Source organism: Gammaproteobacteria bacterium (genome assembly GCA_013816845.1).
Classification (GTDB): domain Bacteria; phylum Pseudomonadota; class Gammaproteobacteria; order DSM-16500; family DSM-16500; genus Aquicella.
The window spans coordinates 41402-61192 of the sequence record JACDDU010000004.1; the positions used below are offsets into that span (position 1 = coordinate 41402).

At 39.9% G+C, this 19791-nt stretch carries 20 protein-coding genes; 11 read left to right on the forward strand and 9 right to left on the reverse strand.

The features are described 5' to 3' along the window. Positions 1-267 (forward strand): DNA-binding transcriptional regulator Fis, encoded by a 267-nt coding sequence (locus H0W64_08470; GenBank protein ID MBA3661746.1) that lies wholly within the window; start codon positions 1-3, stop codon positions 265-267. Positions 268-400: 133 nt separating this feature from the next. After that, on the forward strand, positions 401-2446 hold the full coding sequence (locus tag H0W64_08475; GenBank protein ID MBA3661747.1) for an AMP-binding protein: 2046 nt from the start codon (positions 401-403) through the stop codon (positions 2444-2446). Here H0W64_08475 and H0W64_08480 read toward each other — a convergent pair. Beyond that, the gene (locus H0W64_08480; GenBank protein ID MBA3661748.1) at positions 2433-4388 is read right to left on the reverse strand and encodes an EAL domain-containing protein; all 1956 of its coding nucleotides are present in this window, start codon (positions 4386-4388) and stop codon (positions 2433-2435) included. The two genes, H0W64_08475 and H0W64_08480, sit on opposite strands and share 14 nt — an antisense overlap. Positions 4389-4649: 261 nt before the next feature. Between H0W64_08480 and H0W64_08485 the strand changes: the two genes are divergently transcribed. Continuing rightward, positions 4650-5135 (forward strand): hypothetical protein, encoded by a 486-nt coding sequence (locus tag H0W64_08485; GenBank protein MBA3661749.1) that lies wholly within the window; start codon positions 4650-4652, stop codon positions 5133-5135. Between the two features lie 50 nt (positions 5136-5185). On the opposite strand, the gene H0W64_08490 is transcribed toward H0W64_08485, so the two are convergent. The 3 genes from H0W64_08490 to pdhA are packed head-to-tail and all read right to left on the reverse strand — an operon-like array spanning position 5186 to position 8362. Continuing rightward, positions 5186-6313: a 2-oxo acid dehydrogenase subunit E2 gene (locus tag H0W64_08490; GenBank protein ID MBA3661750.1), complete on the reverse strand. Its 1128-nt coding sequence runs from the start codon at positions 6311-6313 to the stop codon at positions 5186-5188. Continuing rightward, positions 6310-7290, reverse strand: a complete 981-nt coding sequence (locus tag H0W64_08495; GenBank protein MBA3661751.1) for an alpha-ketoacid dehydrogenase subunit beta — start codon at positions 7288-7290, stop codon at positions 6310-6312. The genes H0W64_08490 and H0W64_08495 overlap by 4 nt, the downstream gene beginning before the upstream one ends. Beyond that, entirely contained in the window at positions 7283-8362 is a 1080-nt protein-coding gene (pdhA, locus tag H0W64_08500) for a pyruvate dehydrogenase (acetyl-transferring) E1 component subunit alpha (protein MBA3661752.1), read from the reverse strand. The genes H0W64_08495 and pdhA overlap by 8 nt, the downstream gene beginning before the upstream one ends. A gap of 143 nt (positions 8363-8505) precedes the next feature. Between pdhA and phbB the strand changes: the two genes are divergently transcribed. The 3 genes from phbB (at position 8506) to H0W64_08515 (ending at position 11713) form a co-directional block, all read left to right on the forward strand. Continuing rightward, positions 8506-9246, forward strand: a complete 741-nt coding sequence (gene phbB / locus H0W64_08505) for an acetoacetyl-CoA reductase (protein ID MBA3661753.1) — start codon at positions 8506-8508, stop codon at positions 9244-9246. Positions 9247-9418: 172 nt separating this feature from the next. Next, positions 9419-9865, forward strand: coding sequence for a phasin family protein (locus H0W64_08510; protein ID MBA3661754.1), 447 nt, complete (start codon positions 9419-9421; stop codon positions 9863-9865). A 93-nt stretch (positions 9866-9958) separates the two neighbouring features. After that, on the forward strand, positions 9959-11713 hold the full coding sequence (locus H0W64_08515; protein MBA3661755.1) for an alpha/beta fold hydrolase: 1755 nt from the start codon (positions 9959-9961) through the stop codon (positions 11711-11713). On the opposite strand, the gene H0W64_08520 is transcribed toward H0W64_08515, so the two are convergent. Next, positions 11714-12445, reverse strand: a complete 732-nt coding sequence (locus H0W64_08520; protein MBA3661756.1) for a L,D-transpeptidase — start codon at positions 12443-12445, stop codon at positions 11714-11716. A gap of 84 nt (positions 12446-12529) precedes the next feature. Here H0W64_08520 and H0W64_08525 point away from each other — a divergent pair, with 84 nt between their 5' ends. Further along, complete coding sequence (locus H0W64_08525) at positions 12530-13363, forward strand: sulfite exporter TauE/SafE family protein (GenBank protein ID MBA3661757.1); 834 nt, start codon at positions 12530-12532, stop codon at positions 13361-13363. A gap of 3 nt (positions 13364-13366) precedes the next feature. Continuing rightward, entirely contained in the window at positions 13367-13726 is a 360-nt protein-coding gene (locus H0W64_08530) for a DUF1634 domain-containing protein (protein MBA3661758.1), read from the forward strand. A gap of 10 nt (positions 13727-13736) precedes the next feature. Here H0W64_08530 and cpdA read toward each other — a convergent pair whose 3' ends face one another. Next, complete coding sequence (gene cpdA, locus H0W64_08535) at positions 13737-14528, reverse strand: 3',5'-cyclic-AMP phosphodiesterase (GenBank protein MBA3661759.1); 792 nt, start codon at positions 14526-14528, stop codon at positions 13737-13739. 108 nt (positions 14529-14636) lie between these two features. On the opposite strand from cpdA, the gene H0W64_08540 reads away from it, so the two are divergent. Beyond that, positions 14637-14840, forward strand: coding sequence for a DUF2905 domain-containing protein (locus H0W64_08540; protein MBA3661760.1), 204 nt, complete (start codon positions 14637-14639; stop codon positions 14838-14840). A 32-nt stretch (positions 14841-14872) separates the two neighbouring features. After that, a complete protein-coding gene (locus H0W64_08545; protein ID MBA3661761.1) occupies positions 14873-15643 on the forward strand; it encodes a type III pantothenate kinase in 771 nt (256 codons plus the stop codon). A 156-nt stretch (positions 15644-15799) separates the two neighbouring features. Here the strand turns inward: H0W64_08545 and H0W64_08550 are convergent, their stop codons facing one another. Genes H0W64_08550 through H0W64_08560 form a run of 3 tightly spaced genes read right to left on the reverse strand, consistent with a single transcriptional unit; the run spans position 15800 to position 18038 of the window. Then, positions 15800-16165 (reverse strand): hypothetical protein, encoded by a 366-nt coding sequence (locus H0W64_08550; protein MBA3661762.1) that lies wholly within the window; start codon positions 16163-16165, stop codon positions 15800-15802. Next, positions 16162-17172: a ParB/RepB/Spo0J family partition protein gene (locus H0W64_08555; protein MBA3661763.1), complete on the reverse strand. Its 1011-nt coding sequence runs from the start codon at positions 17170-17172 to the stop codon at positions 16162-16164. The genes H0W64_08550 and H0W64_08555 overlap by 4 nt, the downstream gene beginning before the upstream one ends. After that, positions 17169-18038, reverse strand: coding sequence for a ParA family protein (locus H0W64_08560; protein ID MBA3661764.1), 870 nt, complete (start codon positions 18036-18038; stop codon positions 17169-17171). The genes H0W64_08555 and H0W64_08560 overlap by 4 nt, the downstream gene beginning before the upstream one ends. 251 nt (positions 18039-18289) lie before the next feature. Here H0W64_08560 and H0W64_08565 point away from each other — a divergent pair, with 251 nt between their 5' ends. Next, a complete protein-coding gene (locus H0W64_08565; GenBank protein MBA3661765.1) occupies positions 18290-19684 on the forward strand; it encodes a replication initiation protein in 1395 nt (464 codons plus the stop codon). The last annotated feature ends 107 nt before the right edge of the window (positions 19685-19791 follow it).

The following is a 19791-nucleotide window of genomic DNA, read 5'->3' on the forward strand; positions in this document are numbered from 1 at the left end:
ATGAATAAGAAAATATCTATTGTAGAAGAGTTAGACTCAACTACTTTAAAGCAAGTTGTTAAGAATACTTTGCGTAATTACTTTACTAACATTGCAGGTGAGCAGCCCGTGGATTTTTATTCAATCTTGTTAGAAGAGATTGAACGACCATTGCTTGAGGTTTTAATTAACCACACGCATTACAACCAAGTTAAAATGGCCAATATCCTCGGTATTTCTCGCGGTACATTACGTAAAAAGTTAAAGCAATATGGGATGCTTGATTAGCCCAGTTGGTATGACATAAAGCCATGCGCAATGCATGGCTTTTTTTAATGTCTCACCCATCAAATGTCCCATCTGCGGGTCTCTGCGGATGCGTCATTTTCTTTTTATCGTTTCAAAATTGATAGGCTAGCGTATGGAAATTATTATTTCATCTGACGAGTTACAATCTTTAGGTCTCACCTCGGAAACAGCTCAATTATTGCAAGATGAATTGAATGCTCAAATTAAAAGTGCGCCCACCGCTGAGCAAGCGTGGCTTGCGATCAGTCGGAACCTATCACGCTATAAATATCCGTTTAAAGTTCATTTATTTATTTACAACCTACTTTTTCCCAATTGGCGCACTCATCCCGAACTCGCGCCAATTGTGATCCCTACCGTACAGCAAATAGGGACCGCTAACATCACACAGTTTATGAGTGAGATCGGCATTACTAATGTTCAAAATTTCCATCAGTGGACAGTAAAAGATTATGGACATTTTTGGGAACGAATCACAAAACAGTTGGGAATTATTTTTAAAAAGCCGTACCAATCGATTTGTAATTTAGAGAAAGGGATTGAAGTACCACAATGGTTTGCAGGGGGTAAGTTAAATATTGTAGATAGCTGTTTTCAGGGTGACTTAAGCCACCCTGCTGTAATATACCAAGACCAAAATCAGCACATTGCCGAACTTAGCTATGATGAATTAAATCGATTATCAAACCGTATCGCTAATGGTTTACGAAAGCTAGGTTGCAAGCCTCTTGATCATATTGGCATTTGTATGCCCATGACTAAAGAAGCGGTGGCTATTTATCTCGCCATTATCAAATTAGGTGCAGTCGTTGTCGCAATTCCCGATAGCTTTTCAGAGCAAGAAATTTCACTCCGCTTAAAAATTATTAAAACATCGTTGATGTTTACTCAAAATTCTCTCCATTGGAATAATAAAACCTATCCACTTTACAAAAAACTACACGGTATACCAGACTTATCTTGTGTTGTATTACCTTTGGAACAAGAAAATATAAACTTACGTCAACAAGATCAAACGTGGGAATCGTTTTTATCCCCCGATGATACCTTTACCACTTATGCTTGTGACCCTGATACCTCCTGTAACGTTTTATTTTCTTCAGGAACCAGTGCCGAACCGAAAGCTATTGCTTGGACGCATACAACCCCAATCAAAATTGCAAGTGATGCATTTTTTCATCAAAACGTTCAAGCGCAAGACCGATTGCTGTGGCCCACCAATCTCGGTTGGATGATGGGTCCGTGGTTGATATTTGCGGCTCTGATCAACAAAGCAACGCTTGTCCTTTACAGTGATGTACCTAAAACGCGAGCTTTAGGGGAATTTATTCAAGACGCTAAGGTAACGATGTTAGGAGTGGTGCCAACTATTGTGGCAAGTTGGCGACAAACAGAATGCATGGAAAATTTAAATTGGGAAAATATTAAAGTATTTAGCTCCACAGGCGAATGTTCAAATCCAACTGACATGTTGTATCTTTCTGCTTTAGCGGGGTATAAACCTGTCATTGAATATTGTGGTGGAACAGAAATTGGTGGGGCTTACATTTCAAGCACTGTCGTAGAGAACTGTTATCCTTCTCTATTTTCAACGCCTGTGATGGGAATTGATTTTATGATCATTAATTCAAAAGGTAAAGTTGCAGATTGTGGTGATGTAGCCCTTCTACCCCCTTCAATTGGTTTATCTACCACACTTCTCAATGCGGATCACTATAAAATTTATTATTCTGATATGCCTAAAATTGACAATCTTCTGTTGCGCCGACACGGCGATAAAATTAAACGTTTCTCAAATGGTTATTTCTCTATTTTAGGACGCAGTGACGACAGTATGAATTTGGGTGGAATTAAAATTAGTGCTGCGGAAATTGAGCGAGTTCTTAGCCCGCTGCCGGAAGTTGAAGAACTTGCAGCTATTGGGGTTTCGCAGTCAAAAATGGGGCCCCAACAATTAATTATTTATGTGGTTGCCAAACCACATCTGGATGAATCAGTCTTATATAGCAAGTTACAACAGCAAATTAATAAAGAACTTAACCCTTTTTTTAAAATCCATGAAATCATTGTCGTTGATGCCTTGCCTAAAACTGCTTCTAATAAAATTATGCGGCGTCAATTAAGGAATGAATATCAGAAAAGAATTATTCCTTTGTAGTAGCTATCATTAACGTATTTTCTGCATCAGGCACAGGATGTTTTAAAAAAGTCGTCATGGCCGTATCAATTAAAGGATGGGTTAAATAATAGCCCTGAATTTCTGTGCATCCTTCCTTAGCTAAAAATTCGTATTGTGCGCGGGTTTCAACGCCCTCTGCAATGGATCGAATACCAAGTTTTTTAGACATGGCAATAATTGCACTTATAATAGCATCTGAGGTTTCATCGAATGAAATTTGTTTAATAAAAGTTTTGTCAATTTTAATTTTATCAACCTGTAATCGTCTTAAATTATTGAGTGACCAATATCCCGTTCCGAAATCATCAATGGCAATTTGGACACCCAAATCTTTTAAAGCATACAAAATACGTAAAGTATTTTCCGGATTTTCCATAATGATAGCTTCCGTAACTTCAATCTCTAGACAGTGAGGTGATAATCCAATTTTATTAAGTGTTTGAAACACATCATCAATAAAAGTTGCTTGTTTAAATTGGCGTGAAGAGCAATTAATAGCAATGGAGAGTGGTTGAATTCCCATATCATGCCAAATTTTTAATTGCGAACATGCTGTTTTTATTACCCAATCGCTAACAGGAATAATTAAACCCGTTTCTTCGGCAATACTGATAATTTCATCCGGGGTAATCATGCCGTAATCTTTATTTTGCCAACGTAATAATGCTTCCACACCCGTAATGCGGCGAGATTGTATCTCCATCATCGGTTGATAATGGAGATTAAATTCATTTTTAACGAGCGCATGTCCCAATGCATTTTGTACAGACATTTTCTTTTGTGCTTTACTTGTCATTTCTACTGTATAAAATTCATAATTATTTCTGCCATGTTCTTTTGATCGGTATAATGCAAGATCCGCATTTTTCATTAACGTTTGCATGTTTTGGCCATCCAAGGGATAGAGACTAATCCCGACGCTCGTAGTGATATAAATTTCTTGTCCCTTAATGACAACTACTTTCATAACATTTTCTAAAATTTTCTGAGCAATGATCGCAACCGACTCTTCCTTCTTTACATCCGTTATAAGAAGTACGAACTCATCGCCACCTAATCGAGCCACCATATCTGTGCTGCGTACCGTGCTTCTTAGTCGTTCAGCCATAACTTGCAACAACATATCACCTGCTTCATGGCCGATGGTGTCATTAATATTTTTAAATCGATCTAAGTCGAGAAATAACAAAGCAAACCCTTGTTGATGTCGCCTTGCTGAAGCAAGGATGTGATTAATAAATTGTTCAAGCTTATTGCGGTTAGCAAGCCCTGTTACAGGATCGTGATACGCCATATGGCGTAATCGCTCTTCCGCTTTTTTCTGTAACGTAATATTTTGAATTTGTATAACAAAATGGACAGGATTATTTTCATAATCGCAGATGAGCGACAACGTAGACATGATCCAGAGTGTGTCGCCATTTTTACGAAAACATTGCTGTTCAGATTGGTAAGATTTAATTTTTTTATCAATAAGTTGCTGGATGTGGATTTGTAAATCGCCCAAATCATTCGGATGGATAATATAATAAAAATTCATCATTAAAATATCTGACTCGGTATACCCTAACAATTCACATAAGGGTTGATTAACCCGACTAAGTCGACCATCTAAAGCAAGTAAAGCAATACCAACATTGGCGTGTTCAAATAATGTTTCAAAACGATTGTTGCTATCAATTAATTGAAATTCTGCCTGCTGTTTTGTAGTGGTTAGACGGTGTATTTTATAACCCTGTATTCTTACTTTTCGAAATAGATAAAGCGTTACAATCGCGAAGCTTCCTGCTAAGAGGATAACGATTGTTAAAATGAGATGAGCATTAAGGATGAAGTTATTAAGCGTCCATAGATAGAAGAACAGACTTAATACAAGTCCGGCAATACAACCTGCAAAGACAGCTACAGCCGATCTTTTCATAAGTTGTCCCGTTGCGTCCTTCTCTTCACTATACAATAATTGCTACGATCGCAGCTAATGGGCTAGCGATGTAAGATAATTAACTGGTTGTAAGTATTATTAATGTTTCACACTTACTTAAGAAAATTTTGCAAATATTTTGTGATAACGCAGCGCCGCAATGGGTGCTCCTGGACAATTCTTTACCTAACTTCCCTTCCAGCAGAAGCCCATACAAATAGAGCTCTACCTCCGAAAACTAAATACTAAGGAAATGAACCCATGATGCGCCGCGAAAATACTCAAACAAACATTTTAGTTCAAGATGAAGCGCTATTTACGGAAGCTAGACTTGGTAAAATCGAGGAAGTGTTTCAAATGATTGAAGCTCGCGCTGATTTTTTGAGCGCCTTAGCCGGAGCGATCGTCGGTGGGCAAACACTTCTGACCCAGACATTATTGGGAAAAGTTAATATCAACGCTCAAATAAGAAATTTAGTATTACGTTCTGCAAATACTGCCGGCCTCTATTTTTCGCCGGTCAAAATTTTAGATTTAATTGCAGTAATTGACGATGCTCCTTTAAAGAAAAATTTAATTAATCATGCACGAACTGTAAATCCATTCCTTCATCAAGCATTGCTCAAATTAGAAGTCGAAACTGCGCATCATCAAGGAGAAAATTTAAGTTTATTTTTTCAACCCGCAGCTGAGAAAAAACCTGAACTTGAAATGAATCGGTCCACGCTTTCTTCACCGTCTGTGTAAAATCATTTCACGGTGAGGAACGCCACCTCACCGTGCCCGATATACTATTTTTAATTCAAATTTTTTATAACTGCTGCTAGAAATCGTGTGGCTTCTCCACCCGTTACTGCGCGGTGATCAAAAGTTAAAGACAGGGGTAAAATCCGTCCAGGCTTTATTATACCTTCTTTTACCATTGCAATTTCTCGACTTCTGCCACACCCTAAGATCGCGACCATGGGAGGAACGATAATGGGTGTTGCATAACGTCCTGCTATAGTACCGAAATTGGAAAGCGTAAAAGTTGCACCGGTCATGGCATCTGCCGGTAACGTGCGATTTTTAACACCTTCTTTAATGTCATTAATTAATTGTCGCAACTCAGCATCGGATTGTTGACCTATATCTTGTAAAACTGGAACAAATAAACCCTCATCTGAATCAACTGCTAAACCAATTTTCACTTCTTTAATTAGCTTTCGCGTTAGTTGCTTGCCATCAAACCATGCATTTAAAGCTGGCTCAATGTGGAGAGCTTGGACAATAGCGCGGAGTACTTTTAGTGTTAAATCCGTTTGAGAAGGTAAAGCAGAAATATCTGCATCCTCGATAATCGTCACAGGCACTATTTCTTGATGAGATAAGGTCATCGCTTGTGACATTGCCCGCCTTACTCCACGCAAAGGTTCACCACCCTCGAATAAATGCTTTGAAGAACTCGTATTTCTTTCAGCGTTAAATCGCTTCACATCTTCAGGTGTGATTAATCCGCGTGGTCCTGAAGGTATAACTTCTGCTAAGTTAATTTGTAGTTCTTTTGCAATTAATCTTGCTGCAGGCATTGCTTTAGGTGTGGTGGAGGGATTTGCGTTATGGCCAACAATCATTTCATCATCAAGCTTATGCACGCTTTCCTCAAGTGATCCTACGACGCTATTTTTAGGGCGGACTTCGGGTTCGTCTTCGTCACTCTCAAAACTAATTAATTCCCCGTGTGTGGGAATGATGTCATTGGGTTGACCGTAAAGCTTAATAATTTTTCCTGCATAAGGAGAAGGAACATCCACAACCGCTTTTGCTGTTTCCATCGAAACCAAAGGTTGATCAACGACAACTTCTTCGCCTTCTTTAACATACCATTCGCGAATTTCAGCCTCAGCCAATCCTTCACCCAAATCCGGTAAATGAAATATTTTCATGTGTACTCCATCAATCGATGTACTGCATCGATAATTCTTTTTTCACTAGGTAAATAATATTTTTCTAATCGCGCATAAGGCACAATCGTATCGAAACCTGCAACCCGCTCTGGTGGCGCTTTTAGCGAGTACATAACTTTCTCTGCTACTTGGGAAATGATTTCAGCTCCCACCCCACAAGTCAGAGGCGCTTCATGAATCACAATACAACGTCCAGTTTTTTCAACAGAGGCCAGGATCGTATCGATATCCAGTGGCTTAATTGTTGCAACATCAATTATTTCAGCACTAATGCCTTCTTGTTCTAATAGCTTGGTTGCAGCCAGCGTTTCTTTCACCATCGCTCCCCACGTGACTAAAGTGACATCTTCCCCTTTGCATAAGGTGAAACAAACATCCAAAGGTAAGGCTTTACCATCGTTGTTAACTTCTTGACGTGCATAACGATAAAGACGTGAAGGTTCCAAAAAAACGACCGGGTCAGGATCACGAATCGATGCTAACAATAAACCGTACGCTTTAGCGGGCGATGATGGAATAACAACTCGCAATCCGGGAGTATGAGCAAAATAGGCTTCAGTACTTTCAGAGTGATGCTCGGGTGCATGAATACCTGCACCAAAAGGTGCACGGAAAACAATTGGACAATGAAGACGACCACGCGTTCTGTTACGCATACGTGCAGCATGATTAATAATTTGATCTAAAGCGGGATAGATAAAACCCATAAATTGAAATTCAGCAACAGGCTTTAATCCACGCACTGCCATTCCTACCGCTAAACCACCAATCATTGACTCTGCAAGGGGTGTGTCCAACACGCGGCTCCCACCAAACTTTGCCAACAAGCCATCCGTTGCTCGAAATACACCACCGTCTTTTCCAACATCTTCACCTAAAACAATAATGCTATCATCTGCAGCCATCTCGTACGCTAAAGCTGTGGTAATCGCCTCAACCAAGGTTATTTCAGCCATGCTTATTCATCTCCAAATTTTTCAATTGCTCAAATTGTTCTTGATAGGCGCGAGGTAGCGTTGCATATAAATAATCAAACATGGAGGATAAGGGTTGCGGCGTGGTGCATAAATATTCTTTGACAACCACATCAACTTCTTCAGCACAACTTACACGTAAAGCTTCTTCTTTCGCTTCATCCCAAGCATTTTGTTTCTCTAAATAATGACGCAGTCTTGCAACGGGTTCTTTAACCCATTCTTGTTGACGTAAATCTTTGGGTTCATAGCGGCTAGCGTCATCTGCCGTCGTATGGTCATGGTGCCGATAACATACCATTTCTAACAGCCGGGGTTGATGTTCTTGTCGAGCGAGTTTAAGTGCCTCAACTGTGCGATGCGTAACGGCAATAATATCGTTACCATCAATTTGTTCGCCGACAAAGCCTGCTGCAATGGCTTTTTGAGCAAGTGTACGCGCTGCGGTTTGCACATGTCTTGGCACTGAAATAGCCCATTGGTTATTACAGATAACGAAAACCACAGGTAATTTCATCACGCCCGCAACATTCATGGCTTCATAAAAATCACCTTGTGAAGTTGCACCATCACCACAAATTGACACCACGGCGCGATCTTCATTGCGATATTTAATTGCATAAGCAGCGCCCGCTGCATGGAGTGGTTGACTTCCTACCGGAACGCTAAACGGAAAATCTTCGCTGTCATTTAAAAAAACATTGCCACGTTCATCCCCACCCCAATACAGTAAGATTTGGGATAATTTAACGCCACGTTGGATCAAGGTGCCCATGTCGCGATAGTATGGAACCAATACGTCGGTGGCAGCCATCGCCTTACCTACGCCTACAAAGACTGCTTCTTGACCACGTGTTGAAGGATAGGTTCCCAATTTACCAGTACGCTGTAAGGCTATTGCTTTCGTATCCATAGTGCGAACTAAAACCATGGTACGATATAAATCAAGAAGGGCTTCGATATCATGAGCAAGTGGTGGCGAGTCATCTATCAATTCACTGTTTTCATCGAGGTACTGAAAATACTCAACCTCAAAACGATCAATTATTTTCACAAAATAGAACTCCCTTTTTCTAACAGGTGCATTAGATTCATCCTTATCAGAGCAAAGCTGTAGAATATTGTTAAGTTAGGTAAAAAAGATTTGGCCACAAGATTATCTATCAGGGAAAATAGAGTCAAGCAAGGAGATAATTTATGTCAAAAAGGATTGCAGTGGTAACGGGTGGTATGGGTGGAATTGGACAAGCCATTTGCCAAACGCTTCATGATCAAGACATGTATGTGGTCGCAGCTTATAGTCGCCCTCACGAAGCGGCAACCGCATGGCTCGATCTCCAAAAACAGCAGGGCTACCATTTTGACATTCAGTATGTCGATGTAACCAATTTTAAAACGTGTGAAGCACTTGCGCGATTAGTAGAAGAGCAAGTGGGTCCCATTGATATTTTAGTCAACAATGCGGGCATCACCCGAGATCGTTCTTGTGCCAAAATGAATAAAGATGACTGGGATATTGTCATTAACACTGATCTCAGCAGTATTTTTTATATGACGCATGCCATTATTAATGGCATGAAGGAAAGAAATTTTGGGCGTATCATTAATATTTCTTCAATTAATGGTCAGAAAGGGCAATACGGACAAGTTAATTATGCTGCAGCTAAGGCTGGCATCCACGGCTTTACTAAATCTTTAGCACTTGAAGTTGCCAAACACGGCATTACCGTTAATACCGTTTCGCCTGGCTACGTCAAAACAGACATGATCATGAGCATGGAAGAAGAAATACGTCAGAAAATCTTACTAGAAATTCCCCTGGGTCGTTTTGCCGAACCACACGATGTTGCCCGCGCAGTCGCTTTTTTAGCGGATGAATCAAATAGCTATATTACCGGTGTAAACTTAGCGATCAATGGTGGTCATTATATGTGCTAAGCTTTTTAACGCCAGGGATGGGTAGGCCCAACATTTTAATTTGATATTTTATATGTTGTAGATCAAAGGCTTACCCAACAATTTTGCCCTCCATCCGTTTGACAAATTCTAGGCTTCCCCCTTACATTGGTAAAAGAACATCACACATTCCAGTGTAAAGATGGAGGTTATTATGTATACCGAAGGATTCGATCAATTGTTTAAGATTAATAAAAATCTTACGACCCCTTTAAATGATGCAACCCGTCTTGCTGCAGAAATTTGCAGAAGAAACGCACAAAAGAATTTGGAATTAGTCGGTGAGAATGTTCTTTTGTTCACTAATCAGTTAAAGCGTTTGAGTGAAATTCGCCAACCTCAAGATTTACTCTACCTACAAAAGAATGCCATGACTGAAGGTCTTGCGATTGGTATGGATACTTTGCAAAAAGTTATCAACTTATCCATGGAAAATATTGCTTCGATGACGAAGTTGTATGAAACAGTTAAAGCTCCAGCCACTTCTTTGGTTGCAAAAGTAGCCCGTACAGCTGATGCGCAAATCAAAAAAACCGTAACACGCAAAACTAAAACCACAGTTAAAAAGAGTCGTGGTAAAAAAGCGCAACGCAAAAAATAAAATGTGAGCTGCAAAGGATTGTCGAAGAATTACCCCGTCTAAGTGAACAGCGGGGTATTTTATTGACCTGAGGTGCGTCTCAAGGAAGTCATTATGCGTAAGGAAGAAGCTACTCTTTCGCCGGAAAAAAAATATTACGAAGCTTTAGACCGTTCGTTACAAATTGCAACAAGTCGCGGTTCAGGCGGTCTCTCCCCTGCAGCACTTGCACTTGCATTTTATGATTTGTGGCTACATGTTCAATCCCATCCTGCCAAACAATTCGAATTAACGGAACGTGCACAAGACAATTTTTGGTATCTTTTCAGCCAATATTTTTGCGAAGCGACAAGCGATGAAAAAAGTGGATTGTGTAAAGCTATTTGGCAAGATAAACGTTTTAGCAATCAACTCTGGCAACATTTCCCCTATAGCTTTTTGTATGAATCTTTTTTAGCAATGCAAAATTGGTGGCAAGAGGCTACAACTGATGTGCGTGGTCTTAGCAAGCACCACCAAGATGTAGTGAACTTTAGTCTTCGACAATATCTTGATATGCTCTCACCTTCAAATTCACCCTTGCTTAATCCTGAAGTTCAACAGGCAGCCTTAAGTACTAACGGTGAAAACTTTATTAAAGGTTATGAAAATTTTCTTGATGATTTGAAACGGTATCAAACGGGTGCACCGCCCCATGGTGCTGAAAATTATGTCGTTGGAAAAAATATTGCCGTAACGCCGGGCAAAGTTATTTACTGCAATAATCTCATTGAACTGATTCAATACTCCCCCACAACAAAACAAGTGTATGCCGAACCGATCTTAATAACACCTGCTTGGATCATGAAGTATTACATCCTCGATTTAAGTCAAAAACATTCGCTTGTGAAGTATTTAGTTGATCAAGGTCATACTGTTTTTATGATTTCGTGGAAAAACCCGAAATCGAAAGATCGCGATTTAGGGATGGAAGATTATCTCCAACTAGGCATTTTGAATTCACTGGATGTCATTAATGCAGTGGTACCAAGACAAAAAATTCATTTAGTGGGTTACTGTCTCGGTGGTACGCTTGCTGCGATTGCTGCAGCAACCATGGCACGCGATGATGATCATCGACTTGCCAGCATGACTTTATTTGCCGCTCAAGTTGACTTCACTGAGCCTGGCGAATTAGGTTTATTTATTGATGAAAGCCAAATCGCCTATCTTGAAAGTTTAATGGCGGAAAAAGGTTATTTAGATACACACCAAATGGCAGGTGCCTTCCAACTGTTACGTTCGAATGATTTAATTTGGTCGCGCATCATTCGTGAATATCTCTTAGGTGAGCGGAAACCGCTAACTGACTTAATGGCATGGAATGCTGACGCAACACGCTTACCCTACCGCATGCATTCTGAATATTTACGTCAATTATTTCTACATAACACGCTTGCAAAAGGTAATTACTTAGTCAAAGGCAGGCCCATTGCCCTAACAGATATTAACATTCCCATGTTTGTCGTCGCAACGGAACGCGATCATGTCTCCCCTTGGGCTTCAGTATTCAAAATTAATATATTAACAAAAGGTGACGTTACTTTTGTGCTAACGAGCGGTGGACATAATGCCGGTATTGTCAGTTTGCCAAGTAAAAAAGCGACACGGTATTTTCGGATTTCAACTTTAAAAAAAGTAGATCACTACATCGATCCCCAATCTTGGTATGAACGCCTTAAGCCAAAAGAAGGTTCTTGGTGGCCCGCATGGGAAACATGGATTGCAAAACTTTCTCCCAAAAAAAAGGCGCCGCCGACAATGGGAGCGCCACAAAAAGGTTATGCGCCACTACTTGATGCGCCAGGAAAATATGTTAATCAAAAATAATTATTCTTCAGAAGCAACTGTGTAAGCTTGCACAATGACCTTGGTACCTTGGTAATGATTATTTTCATTAGGCCCCTCGACAAAATCATACCGCAACCATTCCGCATCATTAACATATAACCGTACACAACCATGGCTGGCGTTGTAACCAGGCAAGCCATTAGGCTCACCATGGAGCGCTTGGCCACCATGGAAATACATACAATAAGGCATCGGTGCGCCACCATCAGGTAAGGGGAATTTGGTTGAATAACAATCGCTGCTGCCGAGGGAAAAGATACGAAATGCTCCCGATTGGGTGAGGCAGGATGCATCAATATCATTACACCAATCGCGTCCCCCAGAAATGGGTCCCCAACGAACCAAGGAACCATCTATATCATAAGCACCCCAAGCAAGTTCCACTGGATCAACTACAATTACTTTTTCTTCCGGAGCACGTATCTGACGGGGAAACGGTGCAAAATCCATAATATCTCTATTTTCAATATCATCAGGTATGGCAATCACTAAGCCAGGATAAAGATCTGTATTCATGCGATTAAGGCGCATCGCAATGCCGCGGTCATGTTCGGATGGAAATAGGGAAAACCAAGATTGGTTTCCTTTAATTTTTTTGCACCGAAAACCATCCGTTTTACATAAAGTACGTCCGTAAGTTCCTGCGTAACCTGCGGTTATCATAAAAAACAATGTAGATAATATTAAAACTATTTTTATAATCAGCCGCATGGTTTACTCCTGTTATTATTATATTTTACCCTAAACGTCTCTCTCACGTGACTGCACTTCCGCAAAGCAAGATGAGGAAAAATTTTGACGCTTCTTACTTTCTCTGTTTTATTATTGTTCTTCTCTTTCGCTGCCGGGTTGCTCGGAGCCTTAACAGGTTTAGGTGGCGGTGTTGTCATTATTCCCGTTTTAGTTTTACTTTTTCACATCGATATCCACCTTGCTATGGGTGCATCACTTGTTTCAGTTATTGCCACTTCCTCGGGTAGTGCAGCAGCCTATATGCGTGAAGGCTATACTAATTTAAGGCTTGGTATGTTTTTGGAAGTACCCGCAGTCGTCGGTGCCTTATTGGGTGCGCTGTTGGTCGCGAAGATTTCCACTGCATTATTGAGCCTTATGTTTAGCTTGGTCTTATTCTTTTCTGCGTACTTAACCATTACGCGCCAGGAAGAAGACTTAAAAACGCTTGCCCATTCCAGCTCTTGGGCAAAAACGCTCGCATTAAACAGCACCTATCCTTTAGGGCTCCAATTAAAATCTTATGAAATTTACCATCTTCCGCTTGGTTTTATGATGATGGGAATAGCAGGTATGTTTTCCGGATTATTAGGCATCGGTTCTGGGGCTCTCAATGTTTTAGCCATGGATCAAGTTTTAAAATTGCCCTATAAAGTAGCAACAACGACAAGTAATTTTATGATTGGTATTACGGCTGCTGCTAGTGCAGGAATTTATTTTGCGCATGGCTACATTCATCCAACCGTCATTGGACCTGTATTAATTGGCGTTGTAATAGGTTCTTTTTGCGGAGCTAAGTTATTAGCAAAAATACATTACCGTTTACTACGAATTATATTTAGTTTCGTCATTTGCTTGGTAGGATTACAAATGCTTATTAAATCGTTCACAGGTTAACCCATGGCTTCAAAAACTTTACAAACTTGGATTAGCGGGGTTCTTATCTTTGGGATAATTCTTGCTGTTGGGTTGGTCTCATTCGGTTACACAATCTATTTAGTGCGTCACGCGCATGAGGCGTATGCCTTCAGCATAAGTTATAACTTTGCATCGCTTAAACAATTTTTTGATGGCTCACAGGCTTTTTATTTTTCTTCACGGAATTTAATCGAGCTTGGTTTTTTAACCCTTGTTGCATCGCAAATCGTACGAATCGGTATGCTTTTATTTCATTATCTTTATAAGAAGGATTGGCGATTTAGTTTAATTTGTAGTTTTGTTTTATTGATCCTGGTGTCAGGTTTGTTTTTTCAAAATTGATCCTGTCTTTTCAATATCCTTTGGCGTCCGCATCAAAACGACCAATGTATTGGGCACAACGTTTAACCCCCGTTTCCCATGTTCCATCATCATTGAGATCAATCCAACGATAACCGGGTGGCAAAAAATCAAGGGCAAAGTCACGCTCTTTGGGTTTAAATTGAATACACGTTGAAGGCGTCGAATAGCACCAAATGCCATTTTCTTTTTGCTCAAAAACTTGGTGCACATGACCAAAGAGAACGAGCTTGAGGTGTGGATAGCGTTTAATAATATCCCAGAATGCAGGTTTGTTTCTTACCCCTAGCCGATCTAACCAGCGGCTCCCTACGTCCACCGGTTGATGATGGAGCATGACGATGGCATGGTGATCCGGATAATCTTTCAACGCTTGGTCTAAATACGTTAATTCTTCCTCATCGATGAATCCTTCGACGGCCCCTGGTTTCTGCGAATTGAGCGTGATAATTTGCCACTTATTAAAGAAGACTTGCCGATCGGTTTTAATTGGGCCAATAGGATAGGTACTTAGTAAATTTTTTTCGTTATCATGATTGCCAGGCATCACATAAATGGGCATTTTTAAAAATGCCAACATACTGGCCAGTTTAAAATAGCTTGTCGAAGCACCATCTTGCGTTAAATCGCCTGAGAGGAAGATAGCGTCGATATTTTCTTCTTGATTAAACATCAGACTAAGGACGGCTTGAAAACTGAGATGAGTATTAACTCCAAGTAACTCTTTGTTAGCATCATGAAAAATATGCATATCGGTTAACTGGATGATTTTTAATTTACTCACGCCAATCCTTGTTGCTAAAACAATAGTTCATATTTTAGTATACTTGTTCTTAATTCAATCTTTAAGTATTATCGCTGCAAAATTTAACACCAAAGTAGCCCATTATCTATGCAAAAAACTTTAGTTATTTTAGGCTTAGTTCTTATTTTTATTGGACTATTCCTTCCCTGGTTGACCAAACTTGGCCTCGGACGCTTACCAGGAGACCTTATTGTTAAGCGAGGTCAATTTTCACTCTACGTTCCTATCATGACTTGCATTATCCTAAGCGTAGTTATAACCGTCTTATTATGGTTTCTACGTAAGTTCTAATCTCAACCCACCGAACCTCCCTAAGGACTTTCATGATTCTTTGCATCGATATCGGTAATACCCACTTATATGGGGGTTTATATCGCCAAGAAACGTTATTGGTACAATTTCGCTATCCTAGCTCAAATTCCATGACATCTGACCAACTGGGTGTTTTTCTAAAAATGGTACTTCGGGAAAATGATTTAGATCCGCAAGAAGTAAAACAAATTGCAATATGTTCTGTTGTGCCTGCGCTGAATTACACGATTCGCGCAGCTTTTCTTAAGTACTTTACTTTGGATCCCTTTTTTCTCACTTACGATAAAATAACATCACTAAATATTGATTACGCCCATCCAGAAGAAATAGGAACAGATAGGCTCAGTAACGTATTAGCGGCATCTCACCTTTTTCCTGATGAAAACATCATTGCTATCGATTTTGGTACGGCGACCACTTTCGATGCCCTTGATCGTCGTAGGACTTATTTAGGGGGCATGATCATGCCCGGCCTTTCTATTGCTATGAAAGCTTTGTCAGAGAATACTGCCAAACTTTCCCCCGTTAATATTGTTAAGCCTCAAATTGTGATTGGTCAAAACACAACTACAAGTATTCAATCTGGGCTCTACTACAGTCATTTAGGAGCGGCCCGTGAAATTATTAATAGAATTGCTGACTCATTTACCGATAAGCCACCCATCATTGTTGGCACAGGGGGCTTTGCGCATTTGTTTGAAGACGAGCATCTTTTTACTACTTTAATTCCTGAACTTGTTCTTACAGGGCTTTACCTGTCCGTAAAAACTAGCGAAATTTGATCGATTGTTCTATGTGAAACATTCGCTAGGCAGAATCCGATTCAGCCTAGCGAATGTTTTAAGATGTGAGGTTTGATGTGACATCTATGGGACAAGGTTTCAAAACATTTCTATTGAATTAAAATTAATGAATTCCTTTATTTTCAAATAGTTAGGCTATACTTCGGTGACCGAAGTGGGCTGTCTTAGTAGACGCTGCATAATGCTCGCCCGAATCAAATTGCTTTTAACCCCTTCAATACTAGGGTATTCCTTACGCACCTGAATAACCGCTTTCTCTAACCGCAGCATAAGTGGTTCTGGTAAGCGAATACTAACCATATCACTCAATTGATCCATATCTTCTGCAATGGCTACGAGAGTAGGAAAATCAGTGAGTGCTAGTAAAGACTCAATTGATTCGATAATCCATTTGCTTTTACCTCGCATCCCATAACCGTCCACAATGATGCGTTGCTGTAATCGCTGATGTAAATTTTTTTGCAGTTTAATTGATGTCATCACTTTCTTAAAATCGCTCATAGGGACTTCTCAGCCTCAAGGATCTCGATTAATTTTTTAAAAGCTTTCGTTGTTTGCCGTAGATCGGCCCAATCTACTTTTGCAAAATACTCATTATATTTTTGGTAAGTAGAATGGTTCATCACACATTCAATGACTGTCTTAACTACTCGTGGATAACGCGTATGACCCATGTTAACTTTAGCAGCTGTACGGCCTCGCCCTGAACTCACCAATGCAATTTTATTTTTGCTAGGCTTTTTCTGATTAATTAAACTGCGCAATTCCTTTAACGTTGAGCCTGCCAGACATGCATTAATGGCATTCTTGCGTAAATCATTACAGCTGACATTTGCAAGTAATGCCGCTTTATCGAGGCTATTAATTTTGCCGTGCTCAATTTGCGTTTTCACATCGTCAGGGGCGTTCATTGCAGCAAGGTAATAAGTAGTCTGAGAGAGAGATAAACCCGTTACTTGTCTTAGCAAAGTTGCATTAAATTCAACAGGACCATTTTGCACTTGATAGGCTTCAATCATATCGCGAACATTGCCTAACCGTTCATTAAGGGTTAAATCTTCTCGTGCCGTATTTTCTATCCACTGAATCAGCTTGAGATCAAAACCTTTAGGTCTTTCGTTAAAGACACGTGCGTCAATTTCTTGTTTCTGCGCAATGAGTGCGGCAAGACAGCGTCTTTCACCTGCAACGACACGGTAATGTTCGCCCCGTTTATACACAACGATGGGATTAATTACCCCACTTGATTGAATGGTATGCGCCAATTCTTTTAACCGTTCGAGTTCCTCATATTTTTGCGTAGCAAACGGATCTTCATTACGAATGCCCTGTAACACATCGATTAAGTCAATATGCAGCTTCCGTGGATTTTCTGGATCCAACTCAATACGCGAAAGGGGCAAAACAACATTACGATAAATCCCTGCGTCATTTTCAACCACATTAATGGTTTCACTTAAGCCCCGGGTTAATGCAGCAGAAATGCCAAATCTTTTTTTCTTGCTCATGCAAATATCCTCTCGGCAATATGATTACAAACTTCCATCGCTTCGGTCGTAGCAACATGTTGTGCGTTGAAATCAAAAATAGAGCGTGGCGTAGAATCTGCAGCATCCACTTCTGCAAAGACAATGCGCTGCGAAAACTTCACCGGCAGAATATATTTTCCAATAGCAGGATTGTCTTGCAAGCTATTTAAAATATCTTTATGTAAACGAGTCTGCTTAAACATGTTGGGAAGAATGCCAATAAGTTTGAGAGGACGTGATTTTTCGCGAGTCAGAGATTCCTGCATCCATAATTGCAACATGCCATATATACCTTGAACGGGCTGTTCTTCCATGACAGAAGGAATAACAATATGCGTTGCAGCTTTAATCACACTGATGGTTAAGGGCCCCTTGGAAGGAGCAGTATCAATGACAACCGCATCATAAGCTGCTTGCACATCGGGTGAGTTAAGAAAATTAGCTAATTGCTTATGCACTTTTTCAACCACTTCTGAACGGCGTACTGATTCAGCAGCGAGTAACTTTTCAGCATGACCGGGTGCTATGTCTAAATTCTCAACATAAGTTGGATAAGGGACCACTCCTTGACCATAAAATATTTCCGCGATACTACTACGGCCGTCCCATTCCATATCAACAGGATCGGTAGGATCATAATCAGGGTGGATAGGGGGCATAAGCCCTTCAGGGGCTGCGGGATCAATTTCCATGTGTAAATATTGATGAGAGAAATTACATTGAGGATCGAAATCGATGCACAAGGTACGGATGTTTTTCCGTTTGCTTAAATATTCTGCCATTAATTTGCTGCATGTTGTTTTGCCCACACCGCCTTTATTATTAACAAAAGCAATGACTTCCATAGAGGACTCCTGTCGTTGTATTACGATAAGGCCTAATATATCATTTGTTAAGTTTTACATTAAAGAAAAAACACACTGAAATTTAAGAATACATGTTGTGTTTATTATTTATCTTTTGTTTATCTTTTGTTTACGAGTTGATAAGATTATGAAATATATACAAAAAAGCTGTTCAAATGTGACGGTTATGGGAAACGTTGTGACGGCTATGGGATAAATTGTGACGGCTATGGGAATGGAATGTGACGGCTATGGGACGAAATGTGACAGCTGTGGGATGTGTAAAAAAAGAAATTAAAAAGGAATTAAAAAAACACGCGGCAACGATACATTGCTCAAATACTTTGACGTTGCTGCAACGTAAAATAACTAATGCATTGCTTTATCATGCTTATAAAGAATTAATGAGCAAGGTTGAGCATGAAATAACCATCAAAGAACTGTGTCGTTTGATTGGTTATAACGGTCACAATCATGGTGCCATTAAAGATGCATTACGCGAGTTGATTTCAACGGTTATCGAATGGAATCTCATTGATGATAAGACAGGTGCTGAAAATTGGACTGCGAGTTCAATCATTGCAAGCGTTTGCTTAGAAGGCCCGTTGTGTTACTACGCATACTCCCCTCGTATGAAGCAGCTCCTTCATTCTCCTTCGATGTTTGGCAAAATCGATTTAGTGATCCAGTCGCGTTTTAGATCCAGTTATGGTTTAGCGCTTTATGAAAATTGTATTCGTTATCGAGGGTTGCCTAAAACAAAATGGTTTGATTTAGATTTATTTAAAAAATTAATGGGTGTTCCTCCAGGAAAATACGCAATCTTTAGAGATTTTAAACGACGAGTTTTGGATAAAGCTATTGATGAAGTCAATACTTATTCAGATCTAGTGATTGCGGCAGAGCTGGTCCGTGAAGGCCGTAAAATTGCCAGGTTACGTTTTACTTTAAAAGAAAGAGCTAAAAAGACCCGTTTAGGAAAGTCCGATGGTGAGCTTTTAATCAGCGCTGAAAGCCATTCGTTGAAAATGCAACTCTCTGATGATTTTTTACTATCTGCAAAACAAGTACAAGTCGTATTACGCGAATATGAATCTCAATATATTCAAAATAAAATTGATATGATTAAAGCTTCAAAAACCTTTCAATCGAATAAGATTGACAACGTTGCTGGGTATTTATTAAGTGCATTACGCCAGGATTATCAAACTGTTGATAAAGCGCCAATTGATATGAAATTACAAGCTACTCATGTGTTGTCGCTTGAGATTCAATCCTTAAAAAAGGAAATCGAAGGGATTTGGCTGGATTACCATCGCTATCGGGATGAAGCAATTTATCAAGCCATAGACAGTCTTGGTGCTGCTAAGAAAAAATTATTTATGTCGCAATTTTATCAATTTGCTGAACCCACCTTAAATACCGTATTAAGTCTTCAACGTACTAAATATAATCAAGACAATATTCTAGATTCGCCGCAAGTTAAAGCTTTGTTACGCCAATTTGCTTGGCGTGAGTTAGATTTGCTACCCATTTGTTCATTAGAAGAATTTGTCAGCCAACAGCCTGAGAACAAAATTTCTGCCTGGCAGAAATTTAAATCTTACGATCCAGAGCACCCTTTTTTGCGAACCGGGGAGAGCTAAACATCGTAAAAAACAGCCTTAATCTCACTTATTAAAACCATGCATTTTGCCAACATTTGAGCAGTAAAAGCTCGCATCTGCGTTTCTGATGGGTATATAATGAAATT

What these genes read in the sequence shown, in the direction of transcription:
- H0W64_08470 (MBA3661746.1), top strand. Translation starts at nt 1, where the DNA reads ATGAATAAGAAAATATCTATTGTAGAAGAGTTAGACTCAACTACTTTA.
- H0W64_08475 (MBA3661747.1), top strand. Translation starts at nt 401, where the DNA reads ATGGAAATTATTATTTCATCTGACGAGTTACAATCTTTAGGTCTCACC.
- H0W64_08480 (MBA3661748.1), bottom strand. Translation starts at nt 4,388, where the DNA reads ATGAAAAGATCGGCTGTAGCTGTCTTTGCAGGTTGTATTGCCGGACTT.
- H0W64_08485 (MBA3661749.1), top strand. Translation starts at nt 4,650, where the DNA reads ATGATGCGCCGCGAAAATACTCAAACAAACATTTTAGTTCAAGATGAA.
- H0W64_08490 (MBA3661750.1), bottom strand. Translation starts at nt 6,313, where the DNA reads ATGAAAATATTTCATTTACCGGATTTGGGTGAAGGATTGGCTGAGGCT.
- H0W64_08495 (MBA3661751.1), bottom strand. Translation starts at nt 7,290, where the DNA reads ATGGCTGAAATAACCTTGGTTGAGGCGATTACCACAGCTTTAGCGTAC.
- phbB (MBA3661753.1), top strand. Translation starts at nt 8,506, where the DNA reads ATGTCAAAAAGGATTGCAGTGGTAACGGGTGGTATGGGTGGAATTGGA.
- H0W64_08510 (MBA3661754.1), top strand. Translation starts at nt 9,419, where the DNA reads ATGTATACCGAAGGATTCGATCAATTGTTTAAGATTAATAAAAATCTT.
- H0W64_08515 (MBA3661755.1), top strand. Translation starts at nt 9,959, where the DNA reads ATGCGTAAGGAAGAAGCTACTCTTTCGCCGGAAAAAAAATATTACGAA.
- H0W64_08520 (MBA3661756.1), bottom strand. Translation starts at nt 12,445, where the DNA reads ATGCGGCTGATTATAAAAATAGTTTTAATATTATCTACATTGTTTTTT.
- H0W64_08530 (MBA3661758.1), top strand. Translation starts at nt 13,367, where the DNA reads ATGGCTTCAAAAACTTTACAAACTTGGATTAGCGGGGTTCTTATCTTT.
- H0W64_08540 (MBA3661760.1), top strand. Translation starts at nt 14,637, where the DNA reads ATGCAAAAAACTTTAGTTATTTTAGGCTTAGTTCTTATTTTTATTGGA.
- H0W64_08545 (MBA3661761.1), top strand. Translation starts at nt 14,873, where the DNA reads ATGATTCTTTGCATCGATATCGGTAATACCCACTTATATGGGGGTTTA.
- H0W64_08550 (MBA3661762.1), bottom strand. Translation starts at nt 16,165, where the DNA reads ATGAGCGATTTTAAGAAAGTGATGACATCAATTAAACTGCAAAAAAAT.
- H0W64_08555 (MBA3661763.1), bottom strand. Translation starts at nt 17,172, where the DNA reads ATGAGCAAGAAAAAAAGATTTGGCATTTCTGCTGCATTAACCCGGGGC.
- H0W64_08560 (MBA3661764.1), bottom strand. Translation starts at nt 18,038, where the DNA reads ATGGAAGTCATTGCTTTTGTTAATAATAAAGGCGGTGTGGGCAAAACA.
- H0W64_08565 (MBA3661765.1), top strand. Translation starts at nt 18,290, where the DNA reads ATGGGACGAAATGTGACAGCTGTGGGATGTGTAAAAAAAGAAATTAAA.